The sequence below is a fragment of the Salipiger sp. IMCC34102 genome, assembly GCF_004145405.1.
Lineage (GTDB): Bacteria > Pseudomonadota > Alphaproteobacteria > Rhodobacterales > Rhodobacteraceae > Loktanella.
Genome location: NZ_SELQ01000001.1, coordinates 852,054 through 865,052, shown reverse-complemented (window position 1 = coordinate 865,052; position 12,999 = coordinate 852,054). Strand labels below are relative to the sequence as shown.

At 66.9% G+C, this 12,999-nt stretch carries 13 protein-coding genes; 6 read left to right on the top strand and 7 right to left on the bottom strand.

The genetic code is table 11. The features are described from left to right. Positions 1-411: 411 nt before the first annotated feature. From EU805_RS04335 to EU805_RS04320, 4 genes are all read left to right on the top strand, one after another. Positions 412-1,290 carry an endonuclease/exonuclease/phosphatase family protein gene (locus EU805_RS04335; RefSeq protein ID WP_129762688.1) on the top strand — a complete coding sequence of 293 codons (879 nt, stop codon included), beginning with the start codon at positions 412-414 and terminating at the stop codon, positions 1,288-1,290. 78 nt (positions 1,291-1,368) lie between these two features. After that, on the top strand, positions 1,369-1,827 hold the full coding sequence (locus EU805_RS04330) for a (2Fe-2S)-binding protein (protein ID WP_129762687.1): 459 nt from the start codon (positions 1,369-1,371) through the stop codon (positions 1,825-1,827). Beyond that, positions 1,824-3,992 carry a xanthine dehydrogenase family protein molybdopterin-binding subunit gene (locus EU805_RS04325; protein ID WP_129762686.1) on the top strand — a complete coding sequence of 723 codons (2,169 nt, stop codon included), beginning with the start codon at positions 1,824-1,826 and terminating at the stop codon, positions 3,990-3,992. The genes EU805_RS04330 and EU805_RS04325 overlap by 4 nt, the downstream gene beginning before the upstream one ends. A 4-nt stretch (positions 3,993-3,996) precedes the next feature. Further along, positions 3,997-4,599, top strand: coding sequence for an Isoquinoline 1-oxidoreductase subunit (locus EU805_RS04320; RefSeq protein WP_129762685.1), 603 nt, complete (start codon positions 3,997-3,999; stop codon positions 4,597-4,599). Between the two features lie 100 nt (positions 4,600-4,699). Here EU805_RS04320 and EU805_RS04315 read toward each other — a convergent pair whose 3' ends face one another. Both EU805_RS04315 and EU805_RS04310 read right to left on the bottom strand, forming a co-directional pair. Then, complete coding sequence (locus EU805_RS04315) at positions 4,700-5,311, bottom strand: exopolysaccharide biosynthesis protein (RefSeq protein WP_129762684.1); 612 nt, start codon at positions 5,309-5,311, stop codon at positions 4,700-4,702. A 226-nt stretch (positions 5,312-5,537) separates the two neighbouring features. Beyond that, positions 5,538-6,449: an MBL fold metallo-hydrolase gene (locus tag EU805_RS04310; protein WP_165351882.1), complete on the bottom strand. Its 912-nt coding sequence runs from the start codon at positions 6,447-6,449 to the stop codon at positions 5,538-5,540. A gap of 29 nt (positions 6,450-6,478) precedes the next feature. Here EU805_RS04310 and EU805_RS04305 point away from each other — a divergent pair, with 29 nt between their 5' ends. Continuing rightward, positions 6,479-7,798: an ATP-binding protein gene (locus EU805_RS04305; protein WP_129762683.1), complete on the top strand. Its 1,320-nt coding sequence runs from the start codon at positions 6,479-6,481 to the stop codon at positions 7,796-7,798. A gap of 10 nt (positions 7,799-7,808) precedes the next feature. On the opposite strand, the gene uraH is transcribed toward EU805_RS04305, so the two are convergent. Beyond that, positions 7,809-8,153: a hydroxyisourate hydrolase gene (gene uraH / locus EU805_RS04300; protein WP_129762682.1), complete on the bottom strand. Its 345-nt coding sequence runs from the start codon at positions 8,151-8,153 to the stop codon at positions 7,809-7,811. Between the two features lie 96 nt (positions 8,154-8,249). On the opposite strand from uraH, the gene EU805_RS04295 reads away from it, so the two are divergent. Continuing rightward, complete coding sequence (locus EU805_RS04295; protein ID WP_129762681.1) at positions 8,250-8,732, top strand: ureidoglycolate lyase; 483 nt, start codon at positions 8,250-8,252, stop codon at positions 8,730-8,732. A gap of 275 nt (positions 8,733-9,007) precedes the next feature. Here EU805_RS04295 and EU805_RS04290 read toward each other — a convergent pair whose 3' ends face one another. The 4 genes from EU805_RS04290 to EU805_RS04275 form a co-directional block, all read right to left on the bottom strand. After that, positions 9,008-10,504 carry a TRAP transporter large permease gene (locus EU805_RS04290; protein ID WP_129762680.1) on the bottom strand — a complete coding sequence of 499 codons (1,497 nt, stop codon included), beginning with the start codon at positions 10,502-10,504 and terminating at the stop codon, positions 9,008-9,010. Then, entirely contained in the window at positions 10,501-11,085 is a 585-nt protein-coding gene (locus tag EU805_RS04285) for a TRAP transporter small permease (RefSeq protein ID WP_129762679.1), read from the bottom strand. The genes EU805_RS04290 and EU805_RS04285 overlap by 4 nt, the downstream gene beginning before the upstream one ends. Before the next feature lie 67 nt (positions 11,086-11,152). Continuing rightward, entirely contained in the window at positions 11,153-12,199 is a 1,047-nt protein-coding gene (locus tag EU805_RS04280) for a TRAP transporter substrate-binding protein (protein ID WP_129762678.1), read from the bottom strand. Between the two features lie 197 nt (positions 12,200-12,396). Further along, a complete protein-coding gene (locus EU805_RS04275; RefSeq protein ID WP_129762677.1) occupies positions 12,397-12,840 on the bottom strand; it encodes a pyridoxamine 5'-phosphate oxidase family protein in 444 nt (147 codons plus the stop codon). Positions 12,841-12,999: the final 159 nt, after the last annotated feature.

The following is a 12,999-nucleotide window of genomic DNA, read 5'->3' as shown; positions in this document are numbered from 1 at the left end:
CATAATCGGGAAACATCACGGGGACATCACCCTAAGAGCGCGATACACAGACGTCTGATCCATCGAACTTCGACAAACACAAACCGCCCACATATCTCTTCAGATATTAGCAATTTCAAACAACGTGAGGGCCAAAGAAGACCAGATGCGCCCTATAGTCCGGCGCGCCCCGCCTCGTCAATCCTCGAACTTCTCCGCGTTCCGATCTGTCCGCCTTGGCGTTCGTCCCGGTCTGCGTCCCGTTGGTGCATCTCTGCGCCGCCGGTGAGGGGCTATTTACGGATAGGGTCGGGGACCCGCAAGAGGCTTTTTCAGAAAAATCGCGAATCCGAGCAAAAAGTTTCGGACTGCACAAAATCTGGTAGGTTTGCCCTACACACCATCAAGTCACCCTCACCCGAAGGCCTCTGCATGCGTTCTCTTTTACTGTTCGGCCTGCTGATCCTTGCAGCTTGCGGCGGCCCGGCTGCCCCCATCGGGCCAGTGCCTGAAGGCACGCTGCGGTTCGCGACGCAGAACATCCATTACATTTCACTCAATGCCGCCGAGGGGGCCTGGTCCCTTCCCGACTGGGAGGACCGCAAGACCTCCGTCGATCTGGCCTTCAAGGCGCTGGATGCGGACATCGTCGCCTTCCAGGAGATGGAGAGCTTCGGTCGCGGCGATTCCTTCGACATCAATCTTGCCCGCGACTGGCTTCTGGCGCGCAATCCCGGCTATGCGGCGGGCGCGAACGGACCTTCCGCGACATTCCCCTCCACCCAGCCGATCTTCTACCGCACCGACCGGCTGGAGATGCTGGACCAGGGATGGTTCTTCTTCGCCGACACGCCGGACGTCATCTACTCGCGCACCTTCGACGGAAGTTGGCCGGCCTTTGCAAGCTGGGCGCAGTTCCGCGACCGGGCCACCGGACGGCGTCTGACGGTCTATAACGTGCATCTCGAGTACAAGTCGGGGTCGAACCGCCTGAAGTCCGCCGCCCTGACGGTCGAGCGCATGGCCCCGCGCCTTGCGGCGGGGGAAGCGGTGGTCCTGGCGGGCGACCTCAATGCCCTGGCGGGGTCGAAGACGGTGCAGATCTTCCGAGCGGCGGGTCTGCGGTTCGCCGACGTGCCGGGATCGACCTATCACCTCAACCGGGGGATCGATCTCTTCGGTGCGATCGATCACGTGGCGACCGCGGGACCCGTGCACGTCGTGGGCCCGCCACAGGTGCAACGGCGGACGTTCGACGGGCGCTACCCGTCCGACCACTACGCGGTGGTCACGGATCTGGCACTGCCGTGACGCGGGACTTGCGCGACGCCAGCGAAGCGCGCCTAATGATCGCCTCATCTTCATGACCCGAAAACCGCGGAGGACCCCATGGCCACTTTCACCGTGAACGGAGAGGAGCGCACGGTCGACGTGCCCGAAGATACGCCGCTCCTGTGGGTCTTGCGCGACGAGCTGCGCCTGACCGGCACCAAGTTCGGCTGCGGGGTCGCGCAATGCGGGGCCTGCACCGTGATGATGGACGGCACGACCCGGCGGTCCTGCGTGACGCCGGTCTCGGCCGTCGAGGGCGCGAACATCACCACGATCGAAGGGCTCGACACGCCGGAATCGCAGGCCGTCCTGGCCGCATGGGAGGCGCTCGACGTGCCGCAGTGCGGCTGGTGCCAGTCCGGCCAGATCGTCAGCGCCAGCGCGCTTCTCTACGAGATCCCGGACCCCACGGACGAGGACATCGACCGCGCCATGGCGGGCAACATCTGCCGCTGCGCCACCTACCAGCGCATCCGGCAGGGCATCAAGGACGCCGCGAAGGCGCTGGAGGCATGAACATGACACAGTCCCGCCGCCAGTTCCTGGCCTCCGCCGCCGGTATCGCCATCGCCACCACCCTGCCCCTGCCCGGTCGTGCGCAATCGGGCGCCGCCACCGCCTTTGCGGGCGATGGCGCGGGCGGCTTCGCGCCCAACGCCTTCATCCGCATTCTGCCGGACGACACCGTCACCGTCATGATCAAGCACATCGAGATGGGCCAGGGCCCCTATACCGGGCTTGCCACGCTGGTGGCCGAAGAGCTCGACGCCGACTGGTCGCAGATGCGCGCCGAATCCGCACCATTGGACAACGAGACCTACAAGAACCTGCTCTTCGGCCTGCAGGGCACCGGCGGATCCACCGCCATCGCCAACAGCTACACCCAGATGCGCAAGGCGGGTGCGGCGGCCCGCGCAATGCTGGTGCAGGCCGCGGCCGCCGAGTGGGACGTGCCTGCCGAAGAGGTCTCGATCTTCAAGGGGGTCGTCAGCCACGGTGCCAAGACCTCGTCCTTCGGCCCGCTCGCGGCCAAGGCCTCGAACCTGACCCCGCCGGAGGATCCGGTGCTCAAGGATCCCTCCCGGTTCGTCTACATCGGCACCGACAGGCCCAAGCTCGACACCGTGGCGAAATCCACAGGCACCGCGACCTTCACGATGGACGTCTACCGCGAGGGGATGGAGACCGTCGTCGTCCGGCACCCGCCGATGCTGGGCGGCGCGGTCGCAAGCTACGACGATCGCGCGGCGCTGGCGGTGCCGGGCGTCACGGCCGTCCGGCAGATTCCGCAGGGGGTGGCCGTCTACGCAACCTCCACCGCTGCGGCCCTCAAGGGACGTGCGAGGTTGTCGGTCGAGTGGGACAGCAGCAAGGCAGAGACCCGCAGCAGCGCGCAGATGATGGAGGATTTCGCGGCCCTCGCCACGACCGGCGACCGCCTGCCGGCCGAAACGGTCGGGGATTCGGACGCGGCCCTCGGCGGTGCGGCGCAGACGCTGGAGATGGAGTTCCGCTTTCCCTATCTCGCCCATGCGCCGATGGAACCGCTCGACGCGGTGCTCGAGGTGAAGGACGGCCGCGCCACCGCATGGGGCGGCTGGCAATTTCCCGGCTTCGACAACGGGGCCATCGCGGGCGCCTTGGGGATGAACCCGCAGGACGTCCGGATGGAGGTCATGCTGGCCGGTGGCTCCTTCGGGCGGCGCGCGCAGCCCTCCGCCCAGATCGGGGCCGAGATCGGGGCCATCGCCGCCGCCGCGGGCGGGAATGGCGCATGGAAACTGGTCTGGACCCGCGAGGACGACCTGCAAGGTGGCTATTACCGCCCCATGACCGTCCACCGGATGCGCGGCGGGCTCGACGCCGAAGGCAACATCGCGGGCTGGCACGACACGGTGGTCAACCAGTCGATCATGGCAGGCACCCCGATGGAACAGATGATGCAGGGCGGGCTCGACCCGACATCCTACGAGGGGGCGACGAAGATGCCCTACGATCTGGCCGACATGACCGTCGACTGGGTCCGCGCCGAAAGCCCGGTGCCGGTGCTCTGGTGGCGCTCGGTCGGGCACAGCCATACCGGCTATGCCACTGAGGTCTTCCTCGATCGCCTGCTGGAGATGGGCGGCAAGGACCCCGTGCAAGGCCGGCTCGACCTGCTGCGCGGCGACATGGGCCGTGACCGGGCCGTGCTGGAAAAGGCGGCCGAGATGGCCGGATGGGATGGCACCCGCGTAAAGGACGGCAAGGGCTACGGCGTCGCGCTGCACGAATCCTTCAACACCTATGTCGCGCAGGTGGTCGAGGTCGAGGATCGCGGCGGCCAGCCCCGTGTGACCAACGTCTGGGCGGCGGTCGATTGCGGCGTCGCGGTGAATCCCAACGTGATCCGCGCGCAGATCGAGGGCGGCATCGGCTACGGCCTCGGCACCGTGCTGCACAACGCGATCACGCTGGGCGACGGCGGCATCGTGCAGGAGGACAACTTCGACACCTACCGAATGCTGCGCATCACCGAGATGCCGCAGATCCACGTCGAGATCATCCCCTCCGACGCCGATCCCACCGGTGTCGGCGAACCCGGCACGCCGCCCATCGGTCCCGCCCTCGCCAATGCCTGGCGCGCGCTCACGGGCGAGACCGTCACCACCCTTCCATTTTCTGCCCGCGCCGGAGCCTGAGCCCATGAAACCGATTGCCCTTACAGGCGCGCTGGCCCTGCTGGCCGCCCCCGCCTTCGCCGAGACCGTGAACGGACTGCGCACCGTCAATGAATTCGCGGCCATCGCGGACGAGACCGAACGCTCCACCGCGCTCTTCGAGGAGATGTTCGCCGTCATCTCTCACCCGCGGTGCCTGAACTGCCACCCGGTCGACAACATCCCCCGGCAAGGCGACGACTTGGCCCTGCACAACCCGCCCGTCGTGCGCGGCGATGGCGGCATGGGTGCGCCCGGGATGCGTTGCTCGACCTGCCACGGGCCGGAAAACGTGGCCTATACCACCGGAGCGGGCTCGATTCCCGGCCATGTGCCCTGGCACCTCGCGCCGATCGAGACGGGCTGGATCGGCCTGACCCCGGCGGAGGTCTGCGCCCAGCTCAAGGACCCGGAGCGCAACGGTGGCCGCACCCTGGCCGAGTTGCACGAGCACAACGCAGAGGACGGCCTCGTCGGCTGGGGGTGGGAGCCGGGCGCGGGGCGCGAACCGGCCCCCGGCACGCAAGAAATCTTCGGTGAATTGACGCAAGCCTGGATCGACACCGGCGCCGCCTGTCCAGCGGCTTGAGACCGGCAGTGGAGGAAAGGCCGCCCCTGTCCGGGCGGGCTTTTGATCGAGGATCGGTTTAGGAAGGTCCACCGGGCGGCGGCCATGAGTTCTGAGCGCGTCAGAAGAACGGAAGGCCTGATCCGGGCAACGTGTTGATCCCGGCGACAAGTGCTCCGGCGGCCCCGATGAACCCCAGGAGCAGCAGCAGGCCGTCGCGGTAGAGCAGGCCCAGCCCGAAAACCGCGATGACGACCATCGGCACGGTGGTGGCGAACGGCACAAGTTCAAGCGGCGGAACGGTCACCAGAAGACACAGGATCACGACGCACGCCGCGCTGCGCCCGGCCGAACCGGCGAACATCGACAGCCGTTCCTGCAGCTTGGCGTCGATCCGCATCGAGATCGGCTTCAGCCATTTCACCGATTTCATCACCCGGTCGGAGTCGAGCCTCTTCCGCCGGAGCCAGTCGGGGACCCAGAAATGCTCGTAGCCCATGAGCAGCCGCACGGTGATCGCCGCCAGCGTCAAGGCGAGGAACGTCGGGAACCCCGGGATCCCGCCCAGGGGGGAAATCTCGACGAGCGGCAGGATGGCGAGCGCGGGGCCGTAGCCGCGCTGGTCGAGTGCATCGACCAAGTGGCCGACCTCGACCTTGTCGCCCTTCGTATCCTCGGCACTGCGCTGCAGTTCCGCGACGATCTCGGTGAGGGCACCTTCTTCTTTCTTCATCTCGCGGCCTCCAGCCTGCTCAACTTGTCCTTCGAAAGTCGGTTCCACAGGAGTTTCCGCCTGCCGAACACCCCTGCAACCAGAGACCCGCGACACTCATCCGGCGAGGATGACCGACGGACGAAACCCGCGAAAGAGGCGATCGTCCGCGAAAGACAACTCCCCGCCCAAGACCCACCGTTCCGGCAATGCTCGGATAACCCCGCAACGTGACCCGTTAGTCCCGTCACGCGGTTTGCGTCCGCTCGAATGTCGCCGCGACATGGAGGCCGGGATCGGCCCCCACCTCGTCTGCTGCCACGAGGTCGATCAACTGGGCAAACACGTTGCGCGCGGCGATGGGCCAAAGCGATTCGTCCACGTCGCGATAGACGTGCGCGGTGATGGCCTCGACCGTCGCGGGGCCACGATCCAGCGCCGCCAGCACCTCCGCCCGCCGCGCTGCGCGATGCGCGACCAGCCAGTCGATCCGCGCGGCAGGATCGGCGACCGGCGCCCCGTGACCGGGATAGAGCACGCGCGCGCCCCGGTCCGCCAGCCGCTGGCAGGAGGCTACGAAATCCGCAATATCCCCGTCCGGCGGCGAGACGAGCGAGGTCGTCCAACCCATCACCAGATCGCCCGAGAACCAGGCCCCGCGCCAGCCGAAGCACAGGTGATTGCCCATGTGACCCGGCGTATGAAGAACCTCGACCCGGCCCGCCGGCGTCTCCAGCACCTTTCCGTCCGCGAGGCAGCGATCCGGCGCGAACTGCGCGTCCACGCCTTCGCCGCCCCCTTCGTAGCCCTGGGCCACCAACCGCTGCATGACCGCGCTGCGCCCGGCCTCGGACGGCCCGAAGGCCAGGACGGGCGCGCCGGTCTCGGACGCCAGCCGGGCGGCCAGTGGCGAATGGTCGAGGTGGGAATGGGTCACGAGGACATGGCTGACGCGCGCCGCCCCGATGGCCGCGCGCAGCGCCTGCGCATGGGCGGGCAGATCGGGGCCGGGGTCGATCACGACGACGTCCCCCTCCCCCAGCAGGTAGGTGTTGGTGCCCGGCCCCGTCATGGCCGACGGGTTCGGGGCCAGCACCCGCCGCAGCCCCGGCTCCAGCGAGACTGCCACACCGGGCTGCCCGATTCCGTCCATCGCCATCCCCGGCCCTCGTCGTTAGACTCCGCCCCATGTTCGAACGGTTCATCAAACCCTACCTGCCCAATGGCCTCTATCCCAGAGCGTTCCTGATCCTGATCCTTCCGATCCTGATCCTGCAGCTCCTGGTCTCGATCGTGTTCATCAACCGTCACTTCGACGGGGTGACGCGCCAAATGACCGACGCCGTAAGCCTGGAACTGCGCTACCTCGTCCAGACGGCGAACGCGGCACGGACGCAGGCGCAGGCAACCGCCGCCGTGTCGGAATTCGCCGCCCCCCTTCAGATTCAGACCCGCTGGGCCGAGACCGTCCCGGATGTCGGCGACGACCGCGAGTGGTCCGATTTCACCGGTGATACCGTGGCCGACCAACTGCGCCTGCGCGTGCCATCGGTCGCCGAGATCTCCATGGCCGACAAGTCACGGCTCGTCCTCTGGCTCGACACCGATCACGGACCCTTGCGGGCCGAGATGGACCGGAGGCGGACCTCGGCCTCGAACCCGCACCAGCTGATCGTCATCATGGTGGTTCTGGGAGCGATCCTGACGGCGATCTCCTTTTTGTTCCTGCGCAACCAGCTGCGCCCGATCCAGCGCATGGCGCGCGCCGCGACCGACTACGGCAAGGGTCGGATCACGCCCTACCACCCCAGCGGCGCGACCGAGGTGCGCGCCGCCGGCATGGCGTTCCTCGACATGCGCGCGCGGCTCGAACGGCAGATCCAGTCCCGCACGATGATGCTTTCGGGCGTCAGCCACGACCTGCGCACGCCACTCACCCGGCTGCGGCTAGGCCTGTCGCTTCTGGACGAAGAAGACGCCCGGCCCTTGATCGGGGATGTCGACGACATGCAGCGCCAGCTCGACGCCTTCCTGGATTTCGTGCGCTCGGACGCCTCCGACGACCTGATCCCCGTGTCACCGTTCCGGATCGCCCGCGATGTCGTGGAGGACTTCACCCGCATGTCCGGTCGGTTAAAGCTGGGGACGCTGGAAGGCCGGGACGAGGCGATTCCCTTGCGAGGCGTCGCCATTCACCGCGCCCTGGACAACCTGTGCGGCAATGCGCTGCGCTACGCCGACCGGGCGGTCCTGTCGGTGACGCTGACCGACCGCACCCTGCGGTTCACGGTGGAGGACGACGGCCCAGGCATTCCCGCCGACCAGCATGAAGAGGCCGTCCGCCCCTTCACCCGGCTCGACCCCGCGCGCAATCAGGACAAGGGGTCCGGCGTGGGCCTGGGACTCGCCATCGTGTCGGACATCGCACGCGGTCACGGCGGAATGCTGCGCCTGTCGACATCTCGGACGCTGGGCGGCCTGATGGCCGAACTGGTCCTTCCCCGCTAGGACGGCGCCCCTAGCTGCCCCGGTAGGTCGAGTAGCCGTAAGGCGACAGCAGAAGCGGGACGTGGTAATGGCGTTCCTCGGAAATGCCGAAGCGGACGGGGATCTCCGACAAAAAGAGCGGATCGGCGTCTTGCCCCAGGCCGCGCAGGTAATCTCCGGCGTGGAAGATCAGTTCGTATTGGCCGGATGGGGCTTCGGGCAGGATCGGCGCGTCGGTGCGCCCGTCCGCATTCGTCCTCGCGGTCGCCACTTGCTCCCGCGCCTTGTCGGTCAGGCGGAACAGCGTGATCGCGATGCCCTGCGCCGGGCGGCCGGTGGCGGTGTCGAGGACATGGGTGGTCAGGCTGGCAGGCATGGCGGGCTCCGGTTTGCAATCGGGTGGAGCCTGCCCGAGCGCGCGCCACACGGCAAGCGGTTGACAGAAGACCCGCGATGGCGCGAGGTCGGGCGCATGGATCGGACTTTGACCCCTGCCCCGCTGACGGCCGCCGACTTCGCCCCCTTCGGCGACGTGCTTGCCTTGCGCGACGCCCCCGACAAGACGATCAACGACGGTTTCTGCGGGCGGCATCACGACCTGGGCAGGCTCGATTTCGGAAGCGGCCGGGCGGGGATCAGCCTGTTCGATGCCAGACCACGCAGCCTGCCCTACCGCTTCGACCTTTTGGAACGGCATCCGGAAGGATCGCAGGCCTTTGTGCCCATGCACCGCACCCCCTGGCTGGTGATCGTGGCCCCCGATGAAGCCGGTCGCCCCGGCATGCCGCAGGCCTTCATCGCGCAGGGTCAGGGGATCAACCTTCACCGCGGGACCTGGCACGGCGTGCTGACACCGCTCGAGGACGGGCTTTTCGCGGTCGTGGACCGGATCGGCGCAGGCGCGAACCTGGAAGAGTATCGGCTGGACACCGCCTGGACCGTCGTGGCGACCTGACCCGCGCCGGAAAGCGGCCAGCTTTGATCGCGATCGGCGCCGTGCGGCCGACGACAGTGTCAGGGGCGCCGAAATCTCAGCTGACGGCAGACGCCGACGGTCGAAGTGTTCTCTGCTGCGTTGCCAACTGGATCGCAAAACCGCAAGCGACCCACGGTTAAGCGCTCACCGGTTCCGCCGTGCCGCGGAGCCTTCGACAGTGGTGCTCCATGGTCCACTGTTGATCGCCAGTCCGACCAGCTGTCCGAACGGGCCAAGGGTGGCCCGCTCGCGCCTCACCAGCCGATGAAGACCAGCGTGATGACCGGGAAGATCGCCAGCAGCAGCACCCGGAACAGGTCGGAGCCGACGAAGAACAGCACCGCGCGATAGGTCTCGACCATGGGGGTGGAGCGATCCATCGCGTTGATGATGAACAGGTTCATCCCCACGGGCGGCGTGATGAGACCGACCTCGACCACGATGAGCACGAGGATGCCGAACCAGATCGCCACCTGCTCGGTGTTGATGCGGTTCAGCGCCCCCTGGTTGGCGCCACGGATGCCCAGCTCGCGGATCTGGTCACGAGTCAGTTCGACACCCGAAGCCAGCTGCGCCTGCGCCTCCGCCAGCAAAGCTGCGGGCACATCCGTCCCGGCGGCCACCAGGTCCGCCAGCCTGGCGGCGTGCAGATCCACCATGGTGACGAAACCGAAATCGAGGCCCTGCATGACCGGCCAGAAGATCGGGATCGTCAGAAGGATCATCGACAGGCTGTCCATCAGGCAGCCCAGCACGAGGTAGAAGACGAGGATGAACGCCAGCACCATCCAAGGCGAGAGGTTCTGCTCGACCACGAAGCTGGCGATGTCCTGCGGCACCTGCGTCAGGGCCAGAAAACCGTTGTAGAAGGCGGCCCCCAGCACGATGAAGAAAATCATCGCGGTGGATTTTGCGGTCACGATGAAGCTTTCGCCCAAGGTGGCACGGGTGAGCCCGCCGTTCGCCCAGGCGATGAGCCCGGTGCCCAGAGCGCCGATGGCCGCCCCTTCCGTGGGCGTGAACCAGCCCGCGTAGATGCCGCCGACGACAAGGCCGAAGACCAGCAGCACGGGCCAGACGTCCAGCAGCGCCCGGGCCCGCTGGGCGTAGCCCACGCGCGGGCGGACCCCGGCGGATTTCGGATAGAGCCTCACGTAGATCGAGATGACGATGACGTAGCCCAATGCTGCCAGCAGGCCGGGGATCACGGCGGCGAGGAAGAGCTTGGCGATGTTCTGCTCGGTCAGGATCGCGTAGATCACCAGCACGATGGAGGGCGGAATCAGGATGCCCAGCGTGCCGCCCGCCGCCAAGGTCGCGGTCGAGAAGCCGCCCGCGTAGCCGTAGCGGCGCAACTCCGGCAGGGCGACGCGGGACATGGTGGCCGCCGTCGCAAGCGAGCTGCCGCAGATCGCGCCGAAACCCGCGCAGGCGCCGACGGCGGCCATCGCCACGCCACCCTTGCGGTGTCCAAGCCAGCTTTCGGCGGCCTTGAAGAGGGCCGTGCTCATGCCGCCCAGGGTCGCGAAATGGCCCATCAGCAGGAACATCGGGATGATCGACAGCGAGTAGCTGGCGAAGGTGGTATAGGTCTCCGACTTGAGGCGCGCGAAGGGAATCGTGGTGTCGCCGGTAACGATCACCAGCCCCACCAGGCCCGCGAGGAACATCGCGAGCCCGATGGGCACGCGCAGGAAGATCATGATCAGCAGGGTCGGGAACGACAGGATGCCGATGAGGGTGTCGCTCAATGCTCTATCTCCAGATCCTCGGGGAGGATGTCGCGCCCGGTCGCGATCTCGCCCAGGCGCGCTGCGGCGATCCAGACGGCCACGGCGGCGGCGATGCCCGCGCCGACCAGGGACAGCGCGTAGCCCCACCAGACGGGAAATTGCAGAAGGAAGGTGACCTGGCCCGAGGACATCTTGGACAGCATGCCCGCATAGAGTTGCACGGCGATCAGCACCATGACCCCGGCGAAGACCACGTCGATCACCACCCGCACCGCGCGGTTGAACCGATCGGGCATCATGCGGGTAAAGACGTCGACGGCGGCGTGACCACCGGTGATCTGGCACAGCGGCAGGAAGGCAAAGATGGCAAAGGCCACCAGCGCCTCGGTCAGTTCGAAGTCACCGTTGATCGGCCCGATGCCGAAGGCGATCAGCGCATCCGCGACGCCCGGCATGGTCGACTGCACGAGGTCGCTGTAGAGAAACCCGTTGATCGTGCGCCCCAGCACCGAGGCGCAGATCAGCAGGACGATCCCGGACAGGACAAGACCGCCCAACCAGGCCATGATGGTCGAGAGGCGCAGGAAGAAGCGATACATCGCGGAAGCTCCGGTGAAACGCAAAGGGGCGGCCACGAAACAACGACCGCCCCGATTCAAAAAGGCCTCAGTTCGTGGCCTCGTACTCATCCATCAGCTCGTTGGCGCGGTCGATCAGGGCCTGACCGTCGTAACCGCGGCTGTCCATGTCCGCGATCCAGCTGTCGTAGATCGGCTGGACGACGGGGCGCCATTCGGCCTCGACCGTCTCTGCGTCGATGGTGATGATGTCGTTCCCGAATTCCTCGGCCAGCGCGAGGCCGGCCTCGTCGCCCGCGAGCATCACGTCGGCACCCATCTGCGAGAAGGCCGCACCGGAGTTGTCGTCGATCACCTGCTTGAGGTCGTCGGGCAGGCCGTCATAGACGTCCTGGTTCATCGCGACAATCATGGTAAGGGTATAAAGCCCCTCGCCTTCGAACTGGGTGTGGTTGGTCACCAACTCCGAGGTCTTGACGGCGGTGGTGACTTCCCACGGGATCGTGGTGCCGTCGATGACGCCCTTGGACAGCGCCTCGGACACGGCCGGAACCGGCATGCCCACCGGGGTGGCCCCGGCGGCGGTCAGCATCTCGTTCACGAGGCGCGAGCCGCCGCGGATCTTCATGCCCTGCAGGTCGGAAGGCGTCTCCACCGGGTCGGCGGTGTGGAACACGCCCGGACCGTGCACGAAGGTGGCCAGCATCTTCATGTCCTGAAAATCGGTTTCGGCCATGCTTTCTTCGTACATCTTCCAGAACGCGTAGGACCCGGCCTTTGCGTCCTCGACGAAGAAGGGCAGCTCGAAGACTTCCGAGGCAGGGAACCGGCCTGGGGTGTAGCCGACGACCGTCCAGATCACGTCGGCCACGCCGTCCTGGACCTGGTCGACGAGTTCGGCCGGGGCGCCGCCCAGCTGCATGGAGGGATAGCGATCGACCTGGATGCGGCCGTCGCTCTGCTCTTCGACGTTGTTGGCCCAGGTTTCGAGCATGTTGGCCGGAATCGCCGCCTGCTGCGGCAGCATCTGGTGCATCTTCAGCGTCACCTCCTGCGCCAGCGCGCCGGTGGCGGTCAGCGCGCCCAGCGCAAGCGCCCCGGTGGCGGCGATGAGGCTTCTGCGGGTCGTGTACATGGTGTTCTCCTCCCAAAGACTTCGGCACGTGGCCGGTCATGGCACAGCGTATGCATCGGAGGGGGGATTGATCAACGACAAAAACGCTAATCGAGTAAACAACATTTCGCGACACGCCGCGCCGTCAGCGCACCGGGCAGACGGCGCGGCGGCGCCTGCGTCATGGCAAATACGCCAACCGCCCGGGGGCCGGAGCGCTAGGGGCGAACTTCGCCTTCCTCGGTGCCGTCCCAGTAGTGGATGCGATCGGCATCGACGCGGATCATGATCATGCCGGGCGTGTCGATCCCGTCCTCGAACCAATATTCCAGTTCGGGCACCCAATGCGCCTCGAAAGTGGCGCGGTCGTCGATCAGCGTCGCCCGGCCTTGCACGTGAACCATCACCCCAGGCTTGCCCACGAGGCCCATCACGCCGCCGGTCCCCTGGAAGGAGAGGCCGATCCGGTCGTCGGCCCGCAGATCGCGGATCTTGCGGCTGTTCTCGTGGCTGTAGAACCAGCTTTGCCCCCGGTATTCCACGTCTCCGTTCGAGCTCATGGGGCGGGCGGCGATGCGCCCGTCGTCGCTGTGGGTCTCCATCATGCAGAAGTCGATCTTCGCCATCATCTCGGCGACGTCCTTCAGTGTCTTCTCGGCCATTTCGTCTCTCCATCGAGTGCGAGATGCACATGGGCCCGAACGCGTGACCTCCCGGTCCGGTTGCCGCGCCTGGGGTGCGGCACCACCTCCGGGGTCCCCTTCGGCGGATACCAGCGCATCTAAACAGGCCGGGCGGTGACACGGCCTCGCGCCGCCATA

Bases quoted from the DNA above. Each gene is read 5' to 3' on its own strand.
- EU805_RS04335 (WP_129762688.1), top strand. From the start codon at position 412: ATGCGTTCTCTTTTACTGTTCGGCCTGCTGATCCTTGCAGCTTGCGGC.
- EU805_RS04330 (WP_129762687.1), top strand. From the start codon at position 1,369: ATGGCCACTTTCACCGTGAACGGAGAGGAGCGCACGGTCGACGTGCCC.
- EU805_RS04325 (WP_129762686.1), top strand. From the start codon at position 1,824: ATGAACATGACACAGTCCCGCCGCCAGTTCCTGGCCTCCGCCGCCGGT.
- EU805_RS04320 (WP_129762685.1), top strand. From the start codon at position 3,997: ATGAAACCGATTGCCCTTACAGGCGCGCTGGCCCTGCTGGCCGCCCCC.
- EU805_RS04315 (WP_129762684.1), bottom strand. From the start codon at position 5,311: ATGAAGAAAGAAGAAGGTGCCCTCACCGAGATCGTCGCGGAACTGCAG.
- EU805_RS04310 (WP_165351882.1), bottom strand. From the start codon at position 6,449: ATGGCGATGGACGGAATCGGGCAGCCCGGTGTGGCAGTCTCGCTGGAG.
- EU805_RS04305 (WP_129762683.1), top strand. From the start codon at position 6,479: ATGTTCGAACGGTTCATCAAACCCTACCTGCCCAATGGCCTCTATCCC.
- uraH (WP_129762682.1), bottom strand. From the start codon at position 8,153: ATGCCTGCCAGCCTGACCACCCATGTCCTCGACACCGCCACCGGCCGC.
- EU805_RS04295 (WP_129762681.1), top strand. From the start codon at position 8,250: ATGGATCGGACTTTGACCCCTGCCCCGCTGACGGCCGCCGACTTCGCC.
- EU805_RS04285 (WP_129762679.1), bottom strand. From the start codon at position 11,085: ATGTATCGCTTCTTCCTGCGCCTCTCGACCATCATGGCCTGGTTGGGC.
- EU805_RS04280 (WP_129762678.1), bottom strand. From the start codon at position 12,199: ATGTACACGACCCGCAGAAGCCTCATCGCCGCCACCGGGGCGCTTGCG.
- EU805_RS04275 (WP_129762677.1), bottom strand. From the start codon at position 12,840: ATGGCCGAGAAGACACTGAAGGACGTCGCCGAGATGATGGCGAAGATC.